The sequence below is a fragment of the Brevibacillus jepli genome, from assembly GCF_047229145.1.
In the GTDB taxonomy this organism is placed as follows: Bacteria; Bacillota; Bacilli; order Brevibacillales; family Brevibacillaceae; genus Brevibacillus.
Window position 1 is genome coordinate 67,611 of sequence record NZ_JBFEFW010000022.1, and the last position, 26,005, is coordinate 93,615.

The 26,005-nt window shown below is 48.2% G+C and carries 24 protein-coding genes and 2 riboswitches; of the genes, 16 read left to right on the top strand and 8 right to left on the bottom strand.

Going from position 1 to position 26,005, the window contains the following annotated elements:
- Positions 1-165: 165 nt before the first annotated feature.
- The gene (locus AB1L17_RS21945; protein WP_412847250.1) at positions 166-1,515 is read left to right on the top strand and encodes a uracil-xanthine permease family protein; all 1,350 of its coding nucleotides are present in this window, start codon (positions 166-168) and stop codon (positions 1,513-1,515) included.
- Positions 1,516-1,869: 354 nt separating this feature from the next.
- Here the strand turns inward: AB1L17_RS21945 and AB1L17_RS21950 are convergent, their stop codons facing one another.
- From AB1L17_RS21950 to AB1L17_RS21960, 3 genes are all read right to left on the bottom strand, one after another.
- Positions 1,870-2,253 carry an OsmC family protein gene (locus AB1L17_RS21950; RefSeq protein ID WP_412847251.1) on the bottom strand — a complete coding sequence of 128 codons (384 nt, stop codon included), beginning with the start codon at positions 2,251-2,253 and terminating at the stop codon, positions 1,870-1,872.
- Between the two features lie 90 nt (positions 2,254-2,343).
- Complete coding sequence (locus AB1L17_RS21955) at positions 2,344-3,978, bottom strand: M20/M25/M40 family metallo-hydrolase (protein ID WP_412847252.1); 1,635 nt, start codon at positions 3,976-3,978, stop codon at positions 2,344-2,346.
- A gap of 58 nt (positions 3,979-4,036) precedes the next feature.
- Positions 4,037-4,777 carry an IclR family transcriptional regulator gene (locus AB1L17_RS21960; protein WP_412847253.1) on the bottom strand — a complete coding sequence of 247 codons (741 nt, stop codon included), beginning with the start codon at positions 4,775-4,777 and terminating at the stop codon, positions 4,037-4,039.
- Positions 4,778-5,141: 364 nt separating this feature from the next.
- Here AB1L17_RS21960 and AB1L17_RS21965 point away from each other — a divergent pair, with 364 nt between their 5' ends.
- The 5 genes from AB1L17_RS21965 to AB1L17_RS21985 all read left to right on the top strand — a co-directional run bounded on the left by AB1L17_RS21965 (position 5,142) and on the right by AB1L17_RS21985 (position 9,351).
- The gene (locus AB1L17_RS21965) at positions 5,142-5,906 is read left to right on the top strand and encodes a dimethylarginine dimethylaminohydrolase family protein (RefSeq protein ID WP_412847254.1); all 765 of its coding nucleotides are present in this window, start codon (positions 5,142-5,144) and stop codon (positions 5,904-5,906) included.
- 112 nt (positions 5,907-6,018) lie between these two features.
- Positions 6,019-7,428, top strand: a complete 1,410-nt coding sequence (locus AB1L17_RS21970; RefSeq protein ID WP_412847255.1) for an amino acid permease — start codon at positions 6,019-6,021, stop codon at positions 7,426-7,428.
- 412 nt (positions 7,429-7,840) lie between these two features.
- A complete protein-coding gene (locus tag AB1L17_RS21975; RefSeq protein WP_412847256.1) occupies positions 7,841-8,581 on the top strand; it encodes a sigma-70 family RNA polymerase sigma factor in 741 nt (246 codons plus the stop codon).
- Between the two features lie 3 nt (positions 8,582-8,584).
- Positions 8,585-8,794 carry a helix-turn-helix domain-containing protein gene (locus tag AB1L17_RS21980; protein ID WP_412847257.1) on the top strand — a complete coding sequence of 70 codons (210 nt, stop codon included), beginning with the start codon at positions 8,585-8,587 and terminating at the stop codon, positions 8,792-8,794.
- A 113-nt stretch (positions 8,795-8,907) separates the two neighbouring features.
- Entirely contained in the window at positions 8,908-9,351 is a 444-nt protein-coding gene (locus AB1L17_RS21985; RefSeq protein WP_056489293.1) for a hypothetical protein, read from the top strand.
- A gap of 138 nt (positions 9,352-9,489) precedes the next feature.
- On the opposite strand, the gene AB1L17_RS21990 is transcribed toward AB1L17_RS21985, so the two are convergent.
- From AB1L17_RS21990 to AB1L17_RS22000, 3 genes are all read right to left on the bottom strand, one after another.
- Positions 9,490-9,933, bottom strand: coding sequence for a hypothetical protein (locus AB1L17_RS21990; RefSeq protein ID WP_412847258.1), 444 nt, complete (start codon positions 9,931-9,933; stop codon positions 9,490-9,492).
- Positions 9,934-10,701: 768 nt separating this feature from the next.
- The gene (locus AB1L17_RS21995) at positions 10,702-12,018 is read right to left on the bottom strand and encodes a D-arabinono-1,4-lactone oxidase (RefSeq protein ID WP_412847259.1); all 1,317 of its coding nucleotides are present in this window, start codon (positions 12,016-12,018) and stop codon (positions 10,702-10,704) included.
- Positions 12,006-13,193 carry an amino acid deaminase/aldolase gene (locus tag AB1L17_RS22000; protein WP_412847260.1) on the bottom strand — a complete coding sequence of 396 codons (1,188 nt, stop codon included), beginning with the start codon at positions 13,191-13,193 and terminating at the stop codon, positions 12,006-12,008. Before AB1L17_RS22000 ends, AB1L17_RS21995 begins: the two co-directional genes overlap by 13 nt.
- A 289-nt stretch (positions 13,194-13,482) precedes the next feature.
- Positions 13,483-13,582, top strand: a riboswitch (purine riboswitch).
- Positions 13,583-13,633: 51 nt separating this feature from the next.
- Between AB1L17_RS22000 and AB1L17_RS22005 the strand changes: the two genes are divergently transcribed.
- The 3 genes from AB1L17_RS22005 (at position 13,634) to AB1L17_RS22015 (ending at position 15,844) form a co-directional block, all read left to right on the top strand.
- Positions 13,634-15,067 (top strand): NAD(P)/FAD-dependent oxidoreductase, encoded by a 1,434-nt coding sequence (locus tag AB1L17_RS22005; RefSeq protein ID WP_412847261.1) that lies wholly within the window; start codon positions 13,634-13,636, stop codon positions 15,065-15,067.
- A gap of 68 nt (positions 15,068-15,135) precedes the next feature.
- Complete coding sequence (locus AB1L17_RS22010) at positions 15,136-15,594, top strand: hypothetical protein (protein WP_412847262.1); 459 nt, start codon at positions 15,136-15,138, stop codon at positions 15,592-15,594.
- Positions 15,569-15,844 carry a hypothetical protein gene (locus AB1L17_RS22015; protein WP_412847263.1) on the top strand — a complete coding sequence of 92 codons (276 nt, stop codon included), beginning with the start codon at positions 15,569-15,571 and terminating at the stop codon, positions 15,842-15,844. Before AB1L17_RS22010 ends, AB1L17_RS22015 begins: the two co-directional genes overlap by 26 nt.
- A 52-nt stretch (positions 15,845-15,896) precedes the next feature.
- On the opposite strand, the gene AB1L17_RS22020 is transcribed toward AB1L17_RS22015, so the two are convergent.
- Complete coding sequence (locus tag AB1L17_RS22020) at positions 15,897-16,313, bottom strand: MarR family winged helix-turn-helix transcriptional regulator (RefSeq protein ID WP_412847264.1); 417 nt, start codon at positions 16,311-16,313, stop codon at positions 15,897-15,899.
- Between the two features lie 202 nt (positions 16,314-16,515).
- Positions 16,516-17,133 carry a PdaC/RsiV family protein gene (locus tag AB1L17_RS22025; protein WP_412847265.1) on the bottom strand — a complete coding sequence of 206 codons (618 nt, stop codon included), beginning with the start codon at positions 17,131-17,133 and terminating at the stop codon, positions 16,516-16,518.
- Between the two features lie 185 nt (positions 17,134-17,318).
- On the opposite strand from AB1L17_RS22025, the gene AB1L17_RS22030 reads away from it, so the two are divergent.
- The 7 genes from AB1L17_RS22030 (at position 17,319) to AB1L17_RS22060 (ending at position 25,323) form a co-directional block, all read left to right on the top strand.
- The gene (locus tag AB1L17_RS22030; RefSeq protein ID WP_412847266.1) at positions 17,319-18,797 is read left to right on the top strand and encodes a methyl-accepting chemotaxis protein; all 1,479 of its coding nucleotides are present in this window, start codon (positions 17,319-17,321) and stop codon (positions 18,795-18,797) included.
- Positions 18,798-18,957: 160 nt separating this feature from the next.
- Positions 18,958-19,080, top strand: a riboswitch (SAM riboswitch).
- A 200-nt stretch (positions 19,081-19,280) separates the two neighbouring features.
- A complete protein-coding gene (locus AB1L17_RS22035; RefSeq protein ID WP_412847267.1) occupies positions 19,281-20,309 on the top strand; it encodes a BMP family lipoprotein in 1,029 nt (342 codons plus the stop codon).
- A gap of 106 nt (positions 20,310-20,415) precedes the next feature.
- The gene (locus AB1L17_RS22040; RefSeq protein ID WP_412847268.1) at positions 20,416-21,945 is read left to right on the top strand and encodes an ABC transporter ATP-binding protein; all 1,530 of its coding nucleotides are present in this window, start codon (positions 20,416-20,418) and stop codon (positions 21,943-21,945) included.
- The gene (locus AB1L17_RS22045) at positions 21,920-22,990 is read left to right on the top strand and encodes an ABC transporter permease (protein WP_412847269.1); all 1,071 of its coding nucleotides are present in this window, start codon (positions 21,920-21,922) and stop codon (positions 22,988-22,990) included. Before AB1L17_RS22040 ends, AB1L17_RS22045 begins: the two co-directional genes overlap by 26 nt.
- Positions 22,977-23,891, top strand: a complete 915-nt coding sequence (locus AB1L17_RS22050) for an ABC transporter permease (RefSeq protein ID WP_412847270.1) — start codon at positions 22,977-22,979, stop codon at positions 23,889-23,891. Before AB1L17_RS22045 ends, AB1L17_RS22050 begins: the two co-directional genes overlap by 14 nt.
- Before the next feature lie 42 nt (positions 23,892-23,933).
- Positions 23,934-24,599, top strand: coding sequence for a sulfite oxidase-like oxidoreductase (locus tag AB1L17_RS22055; protein ID WP_412847271.1), 666 nt, complete (start codon positions 23,934-23,936; stop codon positions 24,597-24,599).
- Between the two features lies 1 nt (position 24,600).
- Positions 24,601-25,323, top strand: a complete 723-nt coding sequence (locus AB1L17_RS22060) for a nucleoside phosphorylase (protein WP_412847272.1) — start codon at positions 24,601-24,603, stop codon at positions 25,321-25,323.
- Positions 25,324-26,005: the final 682 nt, after the last annotated feature.

Sequence of the window (26,005 nt, forward strand, 5' to 3'; positions counted from 1 at the left end):
ATTGTAGCGGGAGCGGAGAAGGGAAGTCAACACAAAACACGAACATTAAAAAACGATACTACTTATTTATTACGTGAATAGTTGCCTAAAAACGTGATTATCCGTTATAATCCCACTTATATCGTTCGTAATTAGCTAAAATACCACTAGGGAGGCCTTTTGAAAGTGGAACAACATCGCGAAAGCAATCAGCTTGTTGTGGGCGTCGATGACAAAATCAGTATTAGCAAGGCGTTTTTACTTGGTTTGCAGCATGTGTTGGCTATGGACTTGTACATTGCTCCTATTATTATTGCTGGGCTGCTGACCATGGACGCTTCAAGCACTTCTTTCTTTATTCAAATGTGTTTTCTCGCAACAGGTATCGGGACGTTGATCCAGACTGGCTTTGGATTGCGTTTGCCAGTCGTGCAAGGCCCTTCCTATGTTCCAATCGGTGCGCTGGCTGCGATCGGCAGTAAGCTGGGGATGGGCGCGATGATTGGCAGCATGATCCCGGGAGCGCTGTTCGTGGCCCTGATGGGTTATCCATTGAAATGGTTTGCCAAAGCGGTTCGCAAGTTCATTCCACCACTCGTAGGCGGAACAGTGATCATCATCGTAGGAATTGCCTTGATGCCAACAGGGATGGGAAACATTTATCACTCCCCGGGAAATATTTGGACGAATATTTTGATTGCCGCTGTCTCTGCGGGTGTGCTGGTCATCTGTATGCTGCTTGGCACAAGAGCAAAGGTTGCGGGTGCGTTTTTTAGACTGGTGTCAGTACTGATCGCCATTTTTGTCGGGACTGTAACGGCTGCTTTTTTTGGAACGGTCGATTTTAGTCCCGTTGGACAAGCACCGTGGCTGTCCTTGCCGCAGCTGTTTCCATATGGACCTCCTGTATTCGATATCAGTGCTGTGTTGACGATGCTTTTTGTTTATTTGATTATCATGATTGAAACGACAGGGACATGGTTCGTAGTCTCTACGGTGACGAACAGTGAATTGACGGAGGAACGTTTGAATCGCGGTGCTGTCGGTGAAGGCTTGGGTTGCTTTGTCGGGGCATTGTTCGGAGGTACACCGACGACGGGTTATTCCTCCAATGCGGGGTTGATCGCCGTGACAGGAGTAGGAAGCCGGATGGCGATTATGGCGGGCGGATTCATCCTGATCGCTCTTGGACTTGTTCCGAAGCTGTCAGCAGCGATTACCTGTATTCCGGAGCCCGTCATCAACGGAATTTTTGGGATCGTGTGTGTAGCGATTGTAGCGAACGGAATCAAGGTCATTCAAAACATTACGATTGATGATCGCACGATGATGGTCATTGGTCTGCCGATCCTCTTGACGATGGCGGTAACGGTCCTGCCGAAGGACGCGCTTGCAGGCGTACCTGATTTTGTGAACTACATTTTATCGTCAGGCATTACAGTAGGGGCCTTGGCAACGGTGCTTTTGAATGTGCTTATTCCAGAGGGAAAAAAGAACAGAGCGAAGGTTACACAGCAACAGCCTGTCAGTAACTAAATGCAAACAGCCCGGTGAGCTAAGCTTCCGGGCTGTTTTTTCTCATAGTATCGGAAAGCGGCTATGATCATCCTAAGTTTTAAAAGGTATCGATGAACCAATAAAGCTGGTGAGAAGAAAAAGCGCAGGGCTCGTAGACCTTGACAACGCCCACCCAGTCGGAACTTCCAAAAGGGGACCCGCTTGTCGAACACTTCTTCCTTGAGAAACTTCCGCCCGTAGGGTGGATTTGGCTCGACGGTCCCCTTTTGGAAGTGGAGACGGACAGTGAATCACCCCTGCTGGCGTGTCAGAGTCGAAGAGAACTGTGTTTTTTCTTCTCCTCCACTATGCATGATGACCTCACATTTTCGATCAGGATACCAATTCGAAGGACTCGGTTACGACGATGCTTCCCTTGACGGATTGGACCATCGGGCAGTTTTTGCTTGCGGCTTCAATGGCTTTTTGCACTTTTTCTTCTTTCATATTTTCACCCGTGATAATGAAGTGCAGGTGAATTTTTTTAACACGATTTGCTTCTGTTTCATTGCGCTGAACCTCAGCCGTTACTTTCATGTCCGTGCAGGGCATTCTCATCTTGTCCAACACTTTTCGCAAAACGCCGCCACTGCAAACAGCAATGGAGGAGACCAATAGCTGATAGGGGCGGAATCCGTATTGTTCATCACCGGAGACGTGCAGCTCACCATAGGACAGCTGAGTGACGAAGCCATTTTCTTTCGCTTGGAATTGCATGCGTAACCCTCCCTTGAAATTTCTTTTCTTCATTATAAGGAAAAAGGCCCCCGTGCGACAGTAATCTATCGGTACAGGAGCCTTTTGCAATTACTTCAATGCATTCCCATTTCGCAAGAGAGACTGGATGCAACGAGGAAGCATGTCTTTTAACGTATCGAAAGCATAGTCGACATCAAGGCGCTCCGTCCACTGATGGGCGTCTCGTCCGACTGGCCCCAGGTTCATGACGGGTACATCAAAGGCTTCGAGCTCCTGAAGCGGAATGGAATAGCCGTTATCCCACAAAGGCATGTTTGCTACCAATGGCTGCATGGATGCCGCCGGATATTGCAGTCCGACATAGCTCAAGTCAGAGATACCGCCAAAGTAGTTTTGTTTGACCAAATTGACCTGGTGCTGATCTCTCGCGTATGCTCTCATCTCTTCCATGGTTTGTTGGATCAACGGATGATTGCGCGAGCTGACTGCCGGGTAAAACGGTGGAGCGAAGAACAAGATCATCATCGGAGACAGCTCTTTGCACAGAATCGCTAGTTGATCCACCAGCTCGATCGTGGTGTCGCGGTCGTCCTTGCCGCCGCGGTTGGCGATGACATCTGCTTCGAGTTGACGAAGCTTTTCTTCCCCGTATGTTTTCTTCGCGTAGGCATACAGCTCTTCGTAGGTCATGACGGAAATGGACAGATCACGCGGGCTGAACGGAGCGAAGTTGGCAAACTGGCTCGCATGCTTGAGGTAGTTTTGCTTCATACGCTCCGCGACATTTCTTGCTGATTGCAGCAGAGGCTCTACGACATCCTCCATCTGCTTCTCCAGCAGGAACAGGTTGAACAGCGTCACAGCGCGGTGCGGAATTTGCACAGAGTACTCTTTTTTCAAATCCTTTTGAATCAGGTTCGTCGGAGGAGGAGATGCTTCGCCCTCAACGACCTCGCAAAAGGACGTGTTCAGCTCCAGCTCACATGTAATCTGCGAAGCCATGTAATTGCCGTTTAATCCAGCAAAAGGCTCGCCTACATGTGTTTCTTTTCCGTAGCAGAGGAAGCCTGGCAGCACTTTTCCGATAGAGCCTGTGTACAAGTACGTATTCGTATCCCCTGGATAGCGGGTAAACATTGGTTCAGAATTGAGGACGGTGGTGTAGCTGAGGTCGAACTCTTCGGCAATTTTCAAAAGCTCTGGGACTGCTGCTCGCATCCCGACAGAATTCACTTCTTCGTCAGGGACGGTCAGAAGCAAAATGTTTCCGTCGAACTCCCCGGCGATAGCCTGCTCGATCATGGACATGTGCAGGGTAAGTCCGCACTTCATATCCATGGTGCCGCGGCCAAACAGCCAGTTGCCGGTACGAATATCCTGCTGAACGTCTGCTGGCATATCTGCTTGGTTTTGCAGGAAGAGCGGAGTGAGGGTCTTCGGATCAAAAGCATGCTTCATCCAAGCGCCATAATCTTCGACATCGACCACATCAAAATGGCTGACGAGAATGACCGTGTCACGTACGCCTTCCTTCTTCACCAGCGCTGTGACAAAATGCCGCCCGTCTCCTGTCGGATTGGCACGAACATGATCGGGATTGGACTGATAATAGGGCAGGGAACGCAGCTGATCGACGACATAGCCAGGCAAGTCCTTCTCGGCAGATGACCCTGTAATGCTTGGGATGCTTACCAAATTGCACAGGAGATCAACGAGCTGCTCTTTTGTTTGCCATTTTTGCATAATGTATGCCTCCGTTTTCCGTATAGTGAAAACTGTTTCCGGTTAGTGGGCAAAAAAATTAAGGTAAAGCGCCGATCTTATGGGAAATTTCTTTGGCGCTTTGTTGCGCTTGATCAATCAGAGTGGACAAGAGGCTATCGTTAATTCGGTAGCTCGGAACGCCGATACTCAAAGCGCCCACGACCTTTTGGTTGACACCGAAGATGGGAGCGGCAATGGATGCGGTGCCCTCGGTTTTCTCACCGTAGCTGACTGCATAACCGTTTTGTCTGATTTCTGGCAGTCGCTCTAACAGCTCGCGGCGCTTTTCTGCATCCGGGATTAAACCGGTCACGATTTGCTCTGCTTCTGTCGGATTCATGCTGGCGAGAATCGTTTTGTTTGCCGCACCGATATGAAGCGGAATGCGTTCGCCCAGATTATCCATGCTTCTGACAGACATCGGACCTTCTGCTCGTTCAAGTACGATGGCATGAGAGCCCTGTGGAATGTTCAGATAGACCGTTTCTCGTACATCTGCTGCCAATCGTTCCATGACAGTACGGGCAACTGCACGCATATCCATCTTGTCCAGGATACGCAGCCCGACCTCCATCCACATATAGCCGACCTTGTACTGCTTGCTCTCAGGCACCTGGAGGATGAGTCCATGCTTGATAAGGCTGCTTATTAGACGATGTACAGTACTCAGTGGCAGGTTGGTTTGTTCAGCAATTTCCGAGATGGCCCAATGCTGCTTGTTTGGATCTGATACCAGGACGGAGATGATGCTCATCGCCCGGTCAATCGATTGTACCAACGTGGGTTACCTCCTGGCTTGGTTGCATAGTGACTGTTTGTCGAATCGTCACGCCAGCTTAATATGACCTCAATCTATCAGAATTTTTCAGCCGAATCAATATAATTTAGACTAGATAAAAATTCGTTGACAAAAAATTTGAAACTATTTTACATTAGGAGTGTAATTTTGTATTGTAGAAGCGGTTCCACAATGCGGAATAATCCTGAGTGAGTGCTCAGAGAAGATTGAATGCAACATGGTGACGGTGGTCAAGCACAGTAGCAAATGCGGAAGCGTTTACATGCGCGATTCTCCGTCGCCAGATGTTAGTAAAAAACCGTTCAAAAACCAAGCTTCAAAAACAGAAGGGAGATCTATCATCATGAAATTTTCGCGTGCGATTGTAAGAAAACCGGGAAATAGCTATGTGAATGGTTTGACGACTTCTGATTTAGGTACACCTGATTTGGCACTTGCTCTCAAGCAGCATGCTGCTTACGTAGAAGCTCTGAAACAGACTGGGCTGGAAGTGACCGTACTGGAAGCGGACGAGCGTTTCCCGGATTCTACCTTTGTCGAAGATACAGCGGTCCTCACGGAAAAATGCGCAGTCATCACGAATCCAGGTGCAGACAGCCGCAATGGTGAAATTGAGGATATGAAACTGGTGCTTCCTCGTTTTTATGACACGATTGAATATATTAAGGCCCCTGGCTTCCTTGATGGTGGAGATGTCATGCAGGTAGACAACCATTTCTACGTGGGTCTGTCTACTCGCACGAATGAAGAAGGAGCGATCCAGTTCCGCGAGATTCTCTCCAAATACGGCTATGAAGTCACCATTGTTCCGCTGAAAGAGTTTTTCCATCTGAAAACGGGAATCGCCTACCTGGGCAATGACTTGCTGGTTCTGGCCGGGGAGTTCATCGATTCCGAAGTATTTAGCAACTACAAGCATCTGGTCGTGGAAAAAGAAGTAGAATACTCCGCGAACTGCATCCATATCAACGACTACGTCATTATTCCAAAAGGCTTTGAGAGCACGAAAAAGCAAATCACCGACGCTGGCTACAATGTGATTGAGCTGGATATGTCTGAATTCCGTAAACAAGACGGAGGATTGAGCTGCCTGTCCCTGCGCTTCTAACGCAGGCAGTTCTTTCTTTTATCGGTAGACCTTGCAAGACCTTGCAACAAGCTGGTTTTCTTTTGTTCGTATTCTTTATTCCGTTAAAGAGCTGGTGAAAGAGAGGAATCATATGAACACTGGGAATGAAAAAGACACACAGCTTCAACGCTCGATGAAAAGTCGCCACTTGTTTATGCTCTCACTCGGTGGAGTGATCGGTACAGGACTCTTCCTCAATGCAGGCTTCACGATCAACCAGGCTGGACCTGGCGGAGCGCTTGTCGCCTATATCATTGGAGGGATTTTGCTGTATCTAGTCATGACTTGCCTGGGTGAGCTCGCTGTAAAAATGCCTGTGACAGGCTCCTTCCAGGCGTATGCCAGCAAGTACATAGGACCCGCAAGCGGGTTTACACTCGGATGGATGTATTGGCTCGGGTCTGCCACGACTGCCGGGGTAGAGTTCACGGCTGCGGGTATGGTGATGCAGCGATGGTTCCCGGATACGCCCATATGGATATGGTGCGCCGTCTTTATCGTCTTGCTCTTTACCTTCAATGCGCTGACGACAAAAGGGTTTGCTGAAACCGAATACTGGTTTGCTGGCATCAAAGTACTCGCTGTCCTTATTTTCATTATTGTCGGACTAGGTGCTATTTTCGGTATTGTCAGTATGGATGGAAGACCGGCTCCGTATTTCTCGAACTTCACGGCAGATGGGGGACTATTCCCGTTTGGCATTGCGATTGTCTTTATTACGATGATGAACGTCGTATTCTCGTACCAGGGCTCTGAGCTGATCGGAATCGCGGCAGGGGAAGCAGAAAACCCGCAGAAAACCATTCCGCGGGCGATTCGCAACGTCGTGTTCCGTATTCTCGTGTTCTATGTCGCTTCCATCACGATTTTGTCCGCTCTCTTCCCGTCGAGTGAGCTGGGACTTTTGGAAAGTCCGTTTGTCACGGTATTTGATGCAGTAGGCATTCCGTTTGCGGCAGATATCATGAACTTCGTCATCTTGACTGCGCTGCTGTCTGTCGGTAACTCCTGCTTGTATGCAGCGACTCGCTTGCTGTGGTCACTGTCCCATAGCAACATGGCGCATCCTGTGTTTGGCAAGTTGACCAAGCGCAAAGTACCGCTGAACGCACTCTTGGCGACGTTGGCATTCTCGTTATTGTCTCTGTTGACGAGCGTTGTTGCTGCCGATACGGTATACGTGCTGCTCATGTCTGTATCCGGTATCGCAGTCACGTTTACATGGATGGGGATTGCACTCTCTCAATTCAATTTCCGCCGTCAATACTTGCGGGAGGGTGGAAAAGTAGAAGATTTGCAGTTCGTCGCACCGTTTTACCCGGTGATGCCGCTCTTGTGTCTGGCGATTTGCACATTCATTCTGATCTTCCCGGCGTTTGACCCGACACAGCGAATTGGACTCTTCTATGGAATCGGCGCGCTGGTGTTGTTCTATACCTTCTATTATGTGCGGTATGGACGCAAAAAGGCGCATAAACCGAATCTCCCAACGCAAGGCTAAGCCTCCTGCTCGATACAAAAATGCCCCTGCCATGATGATGTGGCTGTTGACAAAATGGGTTAGGGATTTTTGTCCCTAACCCATTTTGTATTTTTAGCGTATGTGAACTGGCAGGTATCTTATGCTGGCAGGGCTTTCATCATTCGTTTTATATTTTGGGCCAACGCTGAAAAGAGGCAGTATTCGAGTATATTTCGAATCCCCCTCTTGTTCGTTCGATCTGAAGCAAATGTTCTTTCTGTACATAATCTTCTAAATGGAAAAAGTGAAGTTAAGGTTGCTTGTCTCCATCTACTCCCATCATGTTATATCTCTCCAAAAAGAAAACCGCATAGAACTTAATTCTACAGGGTCCCTTTGATACTCTATGAGTTAAGGCTTTGTCAACAGCCCCAATTGGGTGAGGGGATTTGTGATTTTTGAGATGATTTTTTCGATTGTAAAGCATGAGTATCCAAAATTACATATACTTACAAAAGTTTGCACTACAGGAATATTAAGTTGGAGAAATAGGCTGTTTGGTAAAATGGATAGAGTGTTTCGGGACGTGCTGTGTAATATGGCACGTCTATTTTTTTGCCTGAAATACGAACGTATAATCCTAATGGTGAGGAGAGAATTAGATATCAAACTTACAGACGTAGCTAATCAGAGGTTGCAGGATGCATTTCTAGCGCAAGAAGACAATCAACAGCTATATCAACGAGTGGTTAATTCGCCGGACGATACGCAGAGGAACGATGAATTGGATAGTAGATTTCAGGAATTCTACGGTGAAGTCCGATTTACTAAGTTTATCTCCTCGCTCATCCGTTTTACAGCTATCGAGTTGGCTGTACGTAATCAAAAGATAGGCAACGCATGTCAGCCTACAGATGAAATTGAGAGGGTGGTTGACAGCCTTGTTAGCGACACTGACAAAAGTGAGCGGGAGGACAACTTTGAGTGGGAAGATGTTTTAGCAGACAAAAGAATTTTGGATGCTGTTCAAGCCCTCACAGAAAACGAACAGGAGATACTTACACTTCTCTATTTGAGGAATCTCAAAGAGGCGGAAGCTGCGAGTTTGTTAGGTGTTAGCCAGCAAGCGGTATCTAAAACAAAGAAACGAGCGCTACTGAAGCTCAGAAAACAGCTAGAGGGGGGCGGATAGTACATGAGCCTGTTAACACTGGTAAAGCGAGCACAAAATAATGATGAGAGTGCAATGGTAGAGATAATAGAAAGATTTGAGCCAAAGATTCGGAAGTCGTTGAAATTCACGGATATAAGTGTACGTGAGGACATACGTCAAGAGATAGTATTTCGGATGATTAGAGCCGTCAAAACCTATAGCACAAAAAATCGATCATTGATAAGAAAATAATAATTTTTTGAATTCGGGTTGTTATTTTTCATCTTTGATTCACTTTAATTAATACCAAGTGAATAACCGCGCGGAAAATAAGCTTGGAATAAAATTTTGGAGGAAGATGAAACATGAGAGCAAGAGAATATGCGGCTAAATTAACTGTCAACTTAGATCAGCTTCGAAAGATTGAACGTGCACAACGAGAAGTTTACGATAAAGGTCTTGTTAAACCAAGTGATACCAAATTGTTGACAGCTTTGGGTGCAGTTGCTTCCGTCTTAGGACTAGTATTTGTCGCGAGTACTCCAGCAGGAGTTGTAGCAGGAGTTACGGGTATCGTAGCAAGTATCACACCTAGTGCAAAAGATGCGCTAGAATCTATGGTTAAGGCAGGTTACTGGGAACTTGGGTACATGGAGGACTATTTAGTTGATAACCCTCGTATTAATAGAATGGAAATTGAACTTCCGTTTATTGAATATAATGTAAATGGTGAAACTATTCGATTTATTACAGGCAAAGGTATCATCTTGCGAGTTCATAACGGTTCCGGTTGGATACCGGTCGACTAAAAAGGAGGGGGTGTCTCAAAAGTCGATTTTCCGACTTAGAGGCACCCTTTTTTTATTCAAAGCCTTTAAAAAATCCATGTTTTTGATTTCATAATGTTAGAGGGTCTACGATTTGTGAACAGCCATTTTTATATTTACTTAATTAGGTGATTCCCAATTTAGGTTCTCCTGTTCAATTGTTTTTATTGGATCAAAGTCATTAACTATTTTATAGACTTCTCCACTATTATTTTGAGTTATCCATACGTAGTTTTTATCTTGAAGGACTTCCATTCCGACTTTTTCTAAGTTATTTACATATATTCTAAATGCGTATGCTCCGCTTGGCTTTGTATCGCTCACTTTTTTAAGTTCCATACCTGCGAAAGCCTTCAATATTTTATCTGTGTTATTTTTATCAGTTATGGATATTCGGGCATCATCAGAGTATCGCTTGATTTCAATACTAATGGCTTCTCCTTGGTTTAGTTGATTAATTGCAATTTCTTGAAAAGAGGTAAACGTCATCTTATCCATGGTATAAAAAACTCCAAACACAACAACTACAGCAGCCACGAATAGCAGAAGCATCTTTTTTTTCAAGGTAGTATTTTCCTTCCTATATAGATATTTGAAAAACTAACATACACTCAATGAAGACGAGAAAATAAGTGTGATTGTTACATAAATTGTGAAAAACAATAGCTTGGTTTCATTTTTTGTAGGGACTTTCAACACCAACCTTATAGGTTAAACGAAATATTAACTGATCCAAGACAATTTAAACTGCTAAGTGCAGATTATTCTGATGAAAACAGGTGGTGGTTACCAGAAGTACCCGAGCTATGCATAGAAGAACTGTGATGTATTTACGACTGGTAAGTTCGGTCAGCATTTACAGAAGCCTGTGGAAAAAGGGGATAAGTCTAAGGCCGTTCCAAATATAATATTAAACTGAACTGGGTCTATGCTACCTGTCCGAATAAAAAATACTTGTAAAAATGAACTGGCCTTTCTGTTACACCGAAGGGCAGGCCCGTTTCTATTCCTGGATTAATATACACAAAAACTTCGAAACGTCATTTATAGATTTCGCTGGTGGAATCTTGCGGTTATGTTCCCGAGGAGTATACGTTCCCTTAAAGTCAATTCAGGTAAATTCCCAAAGGTACCTAAATAAGCATCTGACACATCTAATACATCGGAAAGCAACCTTAGGCTCGGGTGAAACTTTAAGTTTATTAGCTTCTGCTAATCCAATTGTTCTTGTACACAATCCTATGGCGGCGGCAAAATCGACCAAGTACATCTGTTTTGCTGTCCGTGCTGCTCTAAGACTGGTCGGGGCATTTTTTATGTGTAGGTAGTGTTTCAGGAGATGCCGAACAACTCGGCTAAATAAGGGTTCACAAACAAGCCGTCAGGGTCGAGCTCAGAGCGAATGGCGAGGAAATCGGTCAAGCGCGGATAGACCTGATGAAGCCTCTCAGCGGTCATGCTGTGCATTTTCCCCCAGTGTGGACGTCCTCCATAGCGGGCGAAAATCTCCTCCATCCGAGCAAAGTACGCTTCGTACGGCATGCCCTTGTACATATGGACGGCAATGAAGGCACTATCGCGCTCGTATGCAGGACTGAGCCAGATGTCGTCCCTTTTGACGTAACGGCACTCCAGCGGAAAATGAACAGCAAAGCGCTCCTGCTCAATCGCCTGACGCAGCTCCAATATGGCATCGCCCATATGCTCAGCTGGAAAGCAGTATTCCATTTCGTAAAAACGAACAAGGCGGGGGGTGGCGAAAAGCTGATGGCTGTAGCCACTCTCATGGACGGAGGGAACGCTTTGGGCGGATAGCTTGCTGACGCTTTTGGTGAGAGAAGGACGCAAGCGGCAGCTCTCCGACAAGAGCCAAAACAGGCCGTTTTCCACGACCATTTTTTTCAAATAGCTCCATCGTTGATTGCCACTGGGGGGATCGGTAGTCTCGTTCATGAATTTTACCTGAACGGTGTCCGAATACGGGAAGAGAAAAAATTCGAAATGCCGGTGCTCGCTTTTGAACTTCTCCAGAGAGGAAAGGCACTCATCGAGGGGCATCCGACGACTTTGATAGCGAAGGCGATAGGCTGGGAGGACACGCAGTTTGACGCGTACGATAATACCCAAGAGACCAAGAGAGACTTGCATGGCTTTGAACAGTTCGGGTCGTACTTGCTCTGACACTTCCAAAACCTCACCAGATGCGGTCACGACTGTCAGCCCCACGACTTGCGTGGAAATGCTGCCAAAATGAATCCCTGTGCCATGGGTTCCTGTGCTGACCGCCCCGGCAATCGACTGGGCATTGATATCGCCGAGGTTTTCTTGGGAATAGCCAGCTTGATGCAGGAGGTATCCGAGCGTCTTGAGCTTGGTTCCCGCCCAGACCTCCACTGTTTGCTGAATAGTATCTACGCTGATGATTCCTTGCAGCTGATCCAAGGACAGCAAGCAGTCATCTGTCTGGACAAGCCGGGTAAAGGAATGACCTGAACCGACGACCCGAATACGCGTACGTGCCTTTTTGCAGGCGAGCACGAGCTGCACAACCTCATCGACGGATTGCGGCATTGCGATTTGCTGCGGCCGACTCTGTACATTCCCTGTCCAATTGGTCCAGCGATTCGCGTTATTCCTCACAGTGAGCATATTCCATCCCCCCGATAGGTGGTCACTTCCTCGACTATTTTTCCGCCTGAAATGCAGTACAGCCGGGTAAAGCGTTCGCAGAGTTCACCTGCTTTGGCGTGACGAAAAAAGATCGGGTCCCCTAACTCCAGTGTTTCCAAGCCTTGATAGCGGACTGGTGTCTGTACCTCACCTGCGCCTTCGTTGGGGAACAGCTTTGCTTGTGGGGGCAAGTAAGGCTTGGGGAGTCTGTCATACCCTGCAGAACCAGAGGCGATATAGCCACCACCAGCACAAGTGTAAATATGTTCGGCGGGCTTGCGGATAATCTCCAGGGCAAATCCGGCGGCAGGATGAAACCGAAAATCTTGAAAGTAGTCAAAAAGCCCGGGCGAAAAAAATCCAGAGCCTGCCGTAACCTCTGTGACGGCGTCTTCTTTCCCGGTCAGGTGCAAGCTGCCTGTTCCCCCGCCATTTACGAAGCGCATTGATATACCTAGATTTTGAATAGCTTGCACCAGTGTGGCACGTCGTTCAGCCACTTCTTTTACGGAGTATTGCTTGAGAAGTCGGATCACGGTGTTTTTCAAAAACTGCCGAGGATACCGATCGCCTACACCGGCAATCTGGGCTTCGTACCCCATAACACCATCTAGATAGAGATGATCGGAGGAAGCGACGCGCTTGGCGAGGGAAAGGGCAGCTTCCAACGAACGGAGAGGGGAACGCCAGACGCCAAAATGCAGCCCCAACATATCAGACGACATATCGATATCGAGACAGACAGGCAGCCTGACTCCCGTTTCCCGGGCGATTTGTTCGAGGTGCTCGACATGAGGAAGAGAGTCGAGCATCAATGTAATCGAGCGGCCATTCTTGATCTTGTCGGCGATGGCGATTAACCAGCTTTTTTCCCAGAGCGGATAGCCAAGCAGCAGATCATCAAAGCCCGCTTCGCACAGGTGCAAGGCCTCAGGCGCGGAATAGCACATGAGACCACGAAAGCAATCGTCCAACTGCAATAGATGCTTGAGAATGGCAACGCTTCGGATCGACTTGCTCGCGATACGAACGGGTTTTCCATTGCTTTGCAAACAGATTTGTTGTGCATTTTCCTCCAGCAGATCCAGGTCGACGAAAGCGAACGGCTTTGGAACACCGGCAAAGGCAGACTGATAATAGCGATAATCCCGCATGTACAGGCCTCATCCTTTTTAAGAGAAATAATGGACCGAGCATATTCTTAAAATTCTTTCTATTCTACCTGATTGTGATCGATTCCTTCCTGGACAGATGTGCTTTCTGTGCAGAAAAAACGAATGTTCGTTTTTTAATGTTCGTGTTTTCTGGTATTTGTGTATAGTAAAGGCATGTTTACGATAAAATAAAGTTTAAAAGACGAATAAATAGGTTGTTTCTTGTTGACTTGATTCACCTTATAAGCTACTATACATATTGTTGTGACGAACAACAAAGGCTCGACGAATGAAATAGTTAATTTGTATTCGTATATCCTCAGAAATATGGTTTGAGGGTCTCTACAGGGAACCGTAAATTCCCGGCTACGAATAGGGCAGGTTTGGTATACCCTATTCGTCAGCCGGGAATTTTTTCATTCTTCCGAGGAGGGAACGGTATGAATAAGTATGATGTGATCGTTGTAGGAGCAGGACCAGCAGGGATTTTTACATGCTACGAGGTAATGAGAAAAGCACCGAATGCCAAGGTGCTGTTGATTGATAAAGGGCATGACATTTATAGCAGACGCTGCCCAATCTTGGAAGAAAAGATCAAGCTGTGCCCACCGGCAGCAGGAAAAAAAGAATTCGCGGGCTGTTTGCCGGCCTGTTCGATTACCAGCGGTTTTGGTGGAGCAGGCGCCTATAGCGATGGGAAATTTAACATCACCACTGAATTTGGTGGTTGGATGACAGACTATCTCAACCCTTCCACTGTACTCGATCTGATCAAGTATGTGGATGAAATCAATTTGGAGCATGGGGCTACCGAATCGATTACGGACCCGACGACAGAGACGATCAAGAGCATCGAGCAGCGCGGCTATGCGGCTGGACTCAAGCTGTTGCGAGCACAGGTACGTCACCTGGGAACGGAGCAAAATCTGGAGATTCTCCAGTCGATCTTCGAGCATTTGAAGAAGCACATCGACATGATGTTCAAGACAGAGGTCGAGGATATCATTACCGTCAAAGAAGCTGATGGTCATCAAGTAAAAGGTGTCGTCTTGAAAAACGGCCAAGAGTACGAAGCTGATTACGTAGTGATCGGACCGGGACGGGACGGCTCCGCTTGGTTGACCGATATCCTGAAAAAACGCCGTCTTAAAATGTACAACAATCAGGTCGACGTAGGTGTACGTGTGGAGACGTCTGATGTCGTCATGCGCGAAATCAATGAGCATCTGTACGAAGGAAAATTCATTTTCAATACGTCTGTCGGAACGCGTGTACGGACGTTCTGCAGCAATCCATCCGGTCACGTGGTCGTAGAAAACCACAGTGGAGTCATGGCAGCAAACGGCCACTCTTACAAGGACCCGGCGCTGGGCTCGATGAATACGAACTTTGCGCTCTTGGTATCGCATACGTTTACAGAGCCATTTGACAAACCGAACGAGTACGCGAGAGAAATTTGCAAGCGGGCAAACGATTTGTCCAACGGTGGGGTTATCGTGCAAAAGTACGGCGATATTTTGCGCGGCCGTCGCTCCACAGAATCGCGTATTAAGGAAGGCTTCCTGGAGCCTACCCTGAAGGAAGCGGTACCGGGTGACTTGGGACTCGTGTTGCCATACAATACGATGAAAAGTCTGATCGAGATGGTGGAAGCACTGGACAAGGTAACACCGGGGATCGCCTCCGAGCACACGTTGTTCTACGGAGTGGAAGCGAAGTTCTACTCGGCACGTCCGAAGCTGACTGAGGAATTCGAAACAGAAATCAAGGGATTGTTCTGTGGCGGGGATGGTGCCGGAATTACGCGTGGTCTTGCTCAGGCAGGGGCTGCTGGTGTCTGGATGGCTCGCAATATCGCGAAACGCATGCAATAACGAATCAGATCAAAAGCAAATAGGCTTCTTGCTGGGCACGCTTGTGCTTGGTGAGGGGCCTTTTTTTCATGATAGAACAGCATCAGGAAAGTAATGGTCCGGATGTCACGAGGACTTGGGCAGAAGCGTATTGTATGAAAGGGCCAATAATCAAACCACGACCTTTTGTTGGCATGGAGGTATCTATGTTTTTTTGTGATGATGATGACGATACCGCTGTAATAGCACTTTGGATCATTTCGATTGGTTTTGTCATACTGGCCATTGATAAAACAACCAGATTAAGTCAAAAGCCTGCCTGCGACAATGAGAAGTCGATCCAGCCTCTCATCCAATTGAACAAGCAAATCAATGGGAACAATAAGAACGGCAATGGCAATGACAACGATGACGATATGCAATTCAAACGAATTGAACAGCAAATTGCTCAATTACGAGACAGTATTCAAGATATAAAGAAGAACTTGCAGGAGAGTCCATCTAAAAACGGAGGGAAGAAGGATGATCGAAAAAAATCTGGCGAATGAGCTGGTAGCGGTAGGCGGGTGGATCGCAGTTCTGGGAGCCTTCCTGGCTGCTATAGGCTCGACTGGACAGGTGGAACCGGATCAGGATACGTCTTCAGACAACCAATCAAATGACAAAGAATCAAATGATTTGAAGAAACAAGTGCTGCAACAGAAAAAACAATTGCAAAAGCAACAGATACAGATTGAACTGATTCAATTGGAACAAGAGCTACATGAAATAATCAGCAGTACGAAAAAGAATGGCTAACCAAAAATGACTTCACCAGCAACAGAAGTTGGGCGAAGTCATTTATTATGTCCTACGAAGACGGCTTCAAGTTTTCGTTCATTTTCTTCAATACGCGGTTAAAGGTAGCCAGTTCTTCTTCATCAAGACCGCGGAGTGCGACCTGCTCTTGTTCTTTGGCAGCTTCCAGCCATTCCGGGAACCGTTCGATTGCTTGCGCAGACAAGGAAACATAGCGCTCACGCTTGTCATCGCCCTCTGAGCGAATAATCCAGCCCATCTCCTCCAGCCGGGTGAGTGTCCGGGTAATCGTCGGTGCTTCTACATTCAGGTAGTTGCTCAATTGAACCTGTGTTAACGATTGACGATAGTGCAAGCAAAGAATAATACCCCATTGTGAGCTGTATAATCCCATGGGAGCCATGATCCCATTCAATGATTTACTGAATATTCTTGCTGTTTGGCTAATTCGATGACCATAATATTGCATGAATATATACCTCCAGGAAAGCTGGTCCGATATATCGTACACTTGATTGCTTAAGTAAATATGTACATTAACATACTAGCAGTTCCAGACATATAAGTAAATGTTTATTCGATGGCGAAAAAATGGATTTTCTGACACAAATACAACCAGACAAGTGTCATGAACAAAAGACACTCACCTGGCTGATCAATACGGGGGAACACTAGTCCGCGGACAAAATGCTAAGCGGACCTTTTTCATTGATGAGCGGCTCCAGCTCATATACCGAGATGGGAAACATGGGGAAGCCAACATAATAAGGAGTGATTTCGTACAACTGGAAATAAATGACCAACGCTTTGTCGGCGAGGTAATAATCTTGGTCTGGTTTAATTGAAGTAAATCCGTTTAGTGTCGGGATGCTTCTTTCCTTGATCTGACGCTTAATGTTTTCAGAAATCACCTTGACGTAATCGCTTCCTGGCTTGAATAACTCACGCAGCGTATACAGCTTGCCTGTCTGGATATCTGCTGTTATGGAACCGAGGAAGGTCATGCCATGAGCCATTTGCGGCGTGTAGGCGTAGTTGTTCAACACGACACTGAAAATGCCGCGCTCGTTTGTTTTGATTTCGTAGCTTCCTTGCATTTGCGTATTTCCCGGTACCTGGACCCGTTGCTGCTCGTGAATTAAGCCTTGCACCGTTTGATAAATCGCCCGGTTGATATCTTTTTCCGCTTGCTGATTGGCTAGCCCCGCCAATTGCGGATAGTAAATCGTCGTGTTCGGACGGCTAATCGTCCGTGTCAGCACAGTGGCTGGCAATTGATTGAGTTCCACTTTTCTCCCGTTGCCTCCTGTACATATGAGATGTGGTAATAGCCTATTCGCAATTGTTTTTGGCTGTTCTTACTTTTTTCACAAATTTGGCAACAAAATGGCTATATAATGGGGGGAGAATCCGATACATAAGTAACAGGTCTTTTGTCTGTTGAACAGTTACTACCAGAAAAAGGGGGGCAATTATGATTCAATTGATTCGCAATACCTTGACTGACAAAGAAGGCTTTATGATTTTTATCCTATGGAATCATTTATGGATGGCAGGACTCATTGCCTATCAGATTGATGAGAACTTCTGGGAATTGACTTCACTAGGATTGCTGATCACTCTTATCGTGTCACCGTATTACTTCATTCGCAGAGACAGTACGGTCATTCGCTATCTTGTGGCAGTAGGACTCATGTATTATGCTACTTCCTTCGAACATTTCACAGCTTACCCTGAGGTTGCCTTTCTCGCCTTTGTCGTAATGGGCTTCATGGCTGCTTATTTGGATTGGAAGCTCGTCGTATTTACGGGAATTCTTCTGATCGCTACTACAATGGGTGGGTTTTATTCGGGCGTATACGAGATTTTTAGCGGTGAATTCACAGAACTGAATCTGGTTCTGCGTATTGTGGCTATTCTCATGATGGTGGGGGGACTCACCTATCTGTGTCTCGCCGGACAAGCCTCCTTGCAAAAAGCTCACGACGCAAGGCAAGAAGCAGAAGAGAAGGAGCGCCGTCTTGGCGAGATGCTCATGAACATCCAGCAAATGACGGAGCAGCTTGATCGTACAAGCGATCATGTGCATGAGCATGCGGAGGGAACGAAGCGCAATACAGATGAAATGATGGTTGCCTTCAAGGAAGTCGCCACAGGGATGGAATCGCAGGCGAATTCTACCGTTAAGATCGAGGAAGAGGTTCAATCCATTGACCAGGAAATCGAGGCGGTCACGACACAGACCAACGCGATGAAAACAGAATCGCAACAAAACAACCGTCGTCTGGCAGAAAGCGTCACGATGATGAACGAGCTCTCCGCACAGATGGAGCAAATTGTGCAGGCGGTCAATGTGGCAGCCTCTACCATTCATCAGCTCAATCGACAGGCGAATCGCGTGGAGGAAATTGTCGGTGCCATTAACCAGATCGCGACACAAACGAATCTGTTGGCGCTCAATGCGGCCATTGAATCAGCTCGCGCAGGTGAGCATGGGCGAGGATTTGCTGTTGTAGCGGATGAGGTGCGCAAGCTGGCAGAACAAAGCTCGACAGCTACACAAGAGATTACGGATATTCTCAAATCACTCCACCAGGAAAGTGAGAATGCGGTACACCATATGAGCAATGGAGAGAATTCCGTTGCCAAAGGTCGCGAGCTGGCCGTGAAAACTGTGGCATCGATTGAAGCAGTACGTGCAGGAATGATGGCATTCTTGGAAGCGGCTGATCAAGTAAGCTCCAGCATGGACCGGGTAAAAGTACGCTCCGGGGAAGTCGCGATCGAGATGTCGACCATCACGGCCGTGACCGAAGAATCTGTAGCCAACTTAGAAGAGCTATTTGCCACCGCAGAAAACCAGCATCAAAAAGTGCGTGAAATTACAGAAGAGCTGGGCGAGCTGAATACTTTGTCTCATCGTCTCCAGCAAACCTTTCACGTAAACCAGTAAGAGGTAGTTTAAAAACAGGTTCTCGCCAATTTCTCGGTGCTGAAAAGACGACTTTTTAAACCTGATTAACTTATAAAAGTGTTTGGAATTGAGAAAAAAGAATTGCATTTTCGAACCATTCTGCTAGAATGAATTCCATTCCAACTAAATATATTCACCTACCTTATCAAGAGCGGCGGAGGGACTGGCCCGATGATGCCCGGCAACCACTGGACATGTGTATGCATGAACAGAAAGGTGCCAATTCCTGCAAAACCTGTACCATGGTTTTGACAGATGAGGAAGAGAACGGCACCGTACGCAAACTCTTCCTCCGGGAAGAGTTTTTTTGTTGTAGCAAGCAAAGGAAAGGAGAAATAAACGAACAATAAATTAGTTTTATTGAATAATATTCGTAAATAGTATTGAATTTTTGGGTAAAAAGCCGTACATTACCTAATAGGATAGAGAAAAACGTAAAGTTCGGATGGGGAGAGATACATCATGAAGAAGTTATTGCTGGCATTAACAACATTCGCTGTATTGGCAACAGGGTGCTCAACCGGTACAAATGCACCTGCAGATAAACAAGAGGGGCAGGCAGCAGGACAAGAGGGCGCTGAGAAAAAGCGAATTGCCTTGATTTTGCCCGAGAAAATCGGCGTGAACCCATTCTTCCAACAAATGGATGAGGGTGCGAAGAAGGCTGCACAAGAGCTGGGCGCAGAAGTGAAAACCATTGAATCTACCGACCATGGAGCGATTGAAGAGAATTTGCGTGTAGCGGTAGCAGAAAATTACGATATGATCATCACTTCTTCCTTTACAGCAGAGGATGCATTGAAAAAAGTAGCAACAGAAAATCCAGACCGCCAATTTGCGATTATTGATACCGTAGTCGATTTGCCAAATGTTCGCAGTGTTACCTTCCGTGAGCAGGAAGCGGCTTACCTGGTGGGAGCAGCAGCAGGCTTGGCAACCAAGACAAACAAAGTGGGAATGGTCGTTGCTCTCGATATTCCGCAGCTGAAAAAATGGACGGTGGGCTTCGAAGAGGGCTTGAAAGCGACGAATGCAAATGCAGAGCTGATGGTGAACTATGTAGGAAGCTTCACTGACCCGGCAAAAGCGAAGGAATTGGCATTGCTGCAAGCTTCCAAAGGCGCTGACTTCATTAACGGTGCAGCAGCAGTAGGCGACCTCGGCGTTTTCGAAGCGGCAAAAGAAAAAGGCTTCTATACAGCAGGTCAGGACGTTGACCGTACGACGATCGATCCAGAGCATATTGTTCTGTCCCAATTGAAAGGAACCGACGCAGCAGCTTATGAAACGGTGAAGTCTTTTGTGGAAGGCACGTTTAAACCAGGTGTTGTCACGTACGGCTTGAAGGAAAAAGGCGTGGGTGTAACCTTTGTGACGCATGAGAGCAAATCTCCTCTGAACGCTTTTATTGGACAAGAAGTAGTGGATAAGGTGAAAGCGATCAGCGATGAGATTGTAGCGGGCACCCGCAAAGTACCAGACAAATTCTAAACACGCACGTAAAAAAGCTTGTGCACAGTGATGGATGTGACCGACTACGGCTGTGTAGTCGGTCTTCCATTTTCATGAAAGGACACACAGAAATGAGGGAGTGGGAATGACCGATCGCTTGGAAATGAGGGCCATGACCAAGAAATACGGAGAGTTTACCGCCAACGACAAGGTGTCGTTCTCACTGGCAGCAGGAGAAGTCCACGCGATTGTCGGGGAAAATGGAGCGGGCAAAACGACACTGATGCGGATGCTGTACGGCATGGAGCAGCCAACGTCGGGAGAGATTGTCTTACATGGCAAGCCAGTTGTTTTTCGCGGACCAGAGGACGCGATTCAAAACGGAATCGGGATGGTTCACCAGCACTTTATGCTCTTTGGCGAATTCAGTGTGACGGAAAATATCGTGATCGGGTACGAGCCGAAGCAAGCCGGCTTTTTCCGAAGAGCAGACGCGGTAGACAAGGTGCGGGCGCTCAGTGAACAGTACCGCATTCCGATCGATGCACAGGCAAAGGTGTCGAATTGCTCGATTGGTGAGCAACAGCGGGTCGAAATTCTCAAGGTCTTGTATCAGGGCGCGGATATTATCGTGCTGGACGAGCCGACCGCTGTGCTAACTCCGCTGGAGGTACGTGATCTGCTGCAAACGATTCGAAACCTGGCGGAGAGCGGCAAAAGCATCATTTTGATTACGCATAAGCTGCAGGAGGTCATGGAGGTAGCTGACCGCATAACAGTGCTGCGTGGGGGCAAAGTGACAGGAACCGTTTCGCGGGATGAGACGAACGCGGAAGATTTGGCACGACTCATGGTCGGACGTGAATTGCAGGAGCTTTCTGCGCGGGTTCCTCTGGATCAAGGCCCGCTGTTGCAGGTGGAGAACCTCACTGTACGAGAGAAGCAGACGCTGCTCGACCAAGTCAGCTTTACCGTGCATCACGGAGAAATCGTAGGGATTGCCGGGGTCTCCGGGAATGGTCAATCCGAGCTGCTGCAAGCGATTAGCGGACTGCGAGCGGCACAGGAGGGAACGGTACGGTTAGGCGGCAAGGACGTGACGAACAAATCAGTCGCTACCATTCGGGATGCCGGCTTGGCGCATATACCGGAGGATCGCTATCTGTGGGGAACGGCCAAGCTCTCAAGTGTCGAGGAAAATGCGTTGATGGGCTATCAGAGAAAGCCTGCGTACAGCCGCCGCGGCGTTGTTTTGCGGGATAAATTCCGTCAGGTCGTAAAAGGCTGGGTGGAGCAGTTTGCCATCAAAACAGGCTCTCGACAGCTGCAGGAGCTGGCAGGAAATCTGTCAGGGGGAAATTTGCAAAAGCTGATCGTAGCGCGGGAGCTGGGGCAGGAAACCCCGTTTTTGATTGCGGCTGAGCCTACTCGTGGGGTTGATATTGGTGCTATGGAGTACATCCATGAGGCACTGATCGAAAAACGCAATCAGGGAGACGGGATCTTGCTAGTCTCCTCTGAGTTGTCCGAAATTCTCGCCTTGTCTGACAGGATATTGGTCATGTATAAAGGGCGAATTGCAGGAGAGCTGTCACGCCTGGAGGCAACCGAAGAAAAAATCAGCGTGATAATGGCGGGAGGAAGCGTTCATGGCAGCAATCAAAGAGCTATCTAAGTCATTGGTTCAGCCGTTCTTGGCTGTCGTCATCGGGTTGTTGACCGGGGCGCTGGTCATTGCTGCAGTTGGCGAATCGATTGTGGGCACCTATCAGGAAATGTGGAGGGGGGCCTTTGGCAGTTTTTATTTCTTTACTTCTACACTTGCGAGAGCTACGCCTATCATGCTGATTGCCTTGGGACTATCCCTTGCCTTTCGCGCGGGGGTGTTCAACCTGGGGGCGGAAGGGCAAATGGTGCTCGGTGCCGTCAGTGCTGCTTTGGTCGCGATCTATTTGCCAGCACCGGGAATGATCAAAATAGTGGCGGCTATTCTCACAGGAATGGCGGTAGGCGGATTCTGGGCTTTGCTGCCGGGCTTTATGGAAGCCAGGTATCGCATTCCGTTGCTCATCTCTACGTTGCTCTTCAACTATATCGCGGTATTGTTTGCGAGCTATCTGGTGACAGAGCCATTCCGGGATCGCTCGGGTTCTGCGGCACTGGCACAGACAGTCATGCTGGAGAAAAGCGCTTGGATGCCAAAGCTGTTTTCCGGGATGAGTGTACACGCAGGATTTTTACTTGCGATTATCGCGGCTCTCGTGCTGTTTTGGGTGCTTCGCTTTACGCCTTTTGGCTATGAAGTGAAGATGCTCGGACAAAACTCGCTGTTCGCCCAATACGGGGGAATCAATCGAATCAAGGTGATGCTGACCGGGATGTTCGCGAGTGGTGGACTGGCTGGCTTGGCGGGAACCGTCGAGGTATTGGGGGCGCACTATCGTTTCGTGGACGGTGCCCTGACTGTTCCGGGGTTTGCGTGGACGGGCTTGATGGCAGCTCTGCTTGCAAACTCGAATCCGCTTGGCATCATTGTGACGTCGATCCTTCTTGCTGCTTTTCAGACGGGAGCCATGGGAGTGGAGCGCAATACGGACGTGCCGCTGGAGCTAGCAAGCGTCATACAGGCTGTGTTGATTTTGTTCATCTCTGCCAAGTTCAGCTACGACTGGTGGAAAAAGCGGAAGGCAAAAGGAGGGGAATCACATGGAGCTCTTTGATTGGTCCCTCCTCAGTTCTACCATTCGGATGGTCACGCCGATCTTGTTGGCAGCTTTGGGTGGAGCGCTCTGCGCACGTGTCGGAATTTTTAATGTCGGTCTGGAGGGATTGGTACTGGTCGGTGCCTTTTCCGCGATTGTCGGCAATCACTTTACCGGGAATCTCTTTCTGGCCGTTTTGATTGCCGCGCTGGTCAGTATTGTCTTTTCGCTCTTATTTGCCTATATGACGATCAAGCTAAAGGCTAACGAAATCGTCGTCGGTGTAGCGATTAACTTTCTCGCGCTAGGGTTGACGACATTTGCACTGCGGGCGATCTTTGGTGTCAAAGGGGCGTTTTACGATAAGGATATGGCTGGCTTGCCAACCGTCGAGATTCCGATCATTCACGATATCCCTGTCATCGGAGGCATTGTCTCTGGTCATTCGCCGCTCGTGTATGTTGCGTTTTTGGCTGCGATTCTGTTGTATGTGTTCTTTTATCGGACGGTTACGGGCTTCCGCGTCCTCGCAGTGGGTCTTAATCCGGTAGCGGCACGCACTCTCGGTCTGAGGGTGACGGGACTTCAGGTGCTGGCGATTGCGATGAGTGGCGCTTTGTGCGGGATTGCAGGAGCGCAGCTGTCACTGGGGCAAGTTACGATGTTTACAGAAGGAATGACGGCTGGCCGGGGCTTTATCGCGCTGGTAGCGATGATGATGGGGCAGTCGCATCCGTTGGGCATTTTGGCGTCGAGCTTTTTGTTCGGGTTGATGGATGCGCTTAGTATTCGTTTGCAGGGCTTTTCACTCCCGACGCAGTTCACTGCGATGCTGCCATATGTGCTGACGATTGCCGCGATGTTCTTCTTGAAGAACAAGAGTCATATCGGAAGCACCAACCAGCAGAGCACCCGCTAATTCATGGTACATTTTGACAGCGAAGACAGGGGGACATGCGATTTGAACAAGGCAGATCGGATCAAAAGAATGAAGGTACCTGCCCCAGTGGGACCGGGACTTGCCAGACGATTACCGCCAGGACAAATTTTGACAGAGCGCTTTCCTATTTTGCATGAGGGAGACGTGCCGGTGTATGACATGAACGAATGGACACTGCGCGTTTTCGGAGAGGTAGACAGGGAAGTGACACTCAGCTACGAAGAGATTATGGCGATGCCACAGGTGACGGTGACGAGCGACATTCACTGCGTGACGCGCTGGTCCCGTTTTGACAATGCGTTTACTGGTGTGCGTTTTCGTGATTTTCTACAGGCGATTGGTGTGACTCCGCGAGCTTCCTTCGTTATGCTGCACGGTGATCATGGCTATACCGCCAATGTGCCGCTCGCTGATCTGGAGCGCGATGATGTGTTGTTGGCCCATTCTTTTGATGGAGAGCGACTGACGGACAAGCATGGCTGGCCGCTTCGCCTGGTCGTTCCTCATCTGTATTTCTGGAAAAGCGTGAAGTGGCTCAGAGGAATTGAATTTATGACCGAAAACAAGCCCGGCTTCTGGGAGCAAAATGGCTTTCACTTGGTCGCAGACCCGTTTCGCGAAGAGCGGTTCTCCGGTGAAGCATTGCCGATCCCAGAGGATGAGTGGGAGAAAAAGGAGTTCGATTGAGATGTTGACGAATCTAAAGGTAGATCCAGAGCAACTGCCAAAACGCGTCATCGTATGCGGCGATCCAAAACGTGCAGCCTTGATTGCTTCTAAGCTGGACGGTCATCGTCAAATCGGGGAAAATCGCGAGTACCACAGCTATGCGGGTGCATGGAAAGGCGTCGAGGTAGCGGTAGTGAGCCATGGCGTAGGCTCGCCGGGAGCAGCCGTATGCTTCGAGGAGCTGGCGAAGGGCGGCGTTCAGGTCATCATTCGCGTAGGAACTGCCGGGTCCTATCAAAAGGAAATCGAGACAGGCAGCCTTGTCATCAGCTCCGCAGCGGTTCGTCAGGACGGCTTGACCAGCCAATTAGTTCCCGCAGGCTTCCCGGCTGTCGCCAATCGTCATGTTGTGGATGCGCTAGTACAGGCAGCGAGTGCGAACGCATCTGATTTGAAGGTAGTCGAGGGAATTACGCTGACACTCGATGTCTTTTACAGTGGGGTCCTAGAGTTCCCACACAAGCTGTACCAAAAAGCTGGCGTATTGGCTGTCGAGATGGAAAACACCGCTCTCTTCGTCATTGGGGCACTTCGTGGCATGAAGGCAGGCTCTATATTGGCGATTGACGGGTATGCAGATGCAGACCTGCTCGATTCGTATAACCCGCACACAGATGTCATGGCAAAAGCTATTGAAGCGGAAGCGTTGATCGCATTGGATGCAGTCATTGCGGTTTCGTAACGAACATTAGAGAAACACTCAGAACGGATTGGTTCTGGGTGTTTTTTTAGCTGTGGCTGTAGTGGGGAGAAGAATATTTCCAGACTAGGCTCCAGGCTCCGTCCAATTGGGAGAGTGCACTGCCCGCTCCGAAGGGATTCGCGGGGAAACGCATAAGTGGTAGCCGCTACGTTGCATGGGCACGTTGCGTTTCTATTGTCCGCGAATCCCTTCTCCGCTCGGTCGGACTCCACAAGTCGCTACGTCTGGAAATATTCTTCTCTGTCGTAACTGATTACGTTCTGCAATCTTTTCAGGCTTAATAACACGGAAAGCTCGTAGAGGAAACAGGAGAAAAAAGCGAAGATCTTTGGTACACCGCCCGAGACGGAATGCAAAAAGCGAAACACGCCCTTAAGCGTCCACCTCTGAAACACATCCTGAGAGGACTACTTTGGACGCGGTTTCGCTTTTTGCATGGAGTCGGGCAGTGAATCCCTCAGCGGGTGGGACAAGAAGCTGAGCGTTTTCTCCTGTTTCCTCCCCGCCACTACAGCCACATGTAAACCATACCTAAACAACATCTTTTCCCATTTTTAACATTCCCTTTAAGCTTCCTTAACGCTCGTGCAGTACCATTCAAAGTAACAAGTGAACACATCCCTTCGGTTGGAGCCATGGAGAAACCCCCGACAGCCTTTCC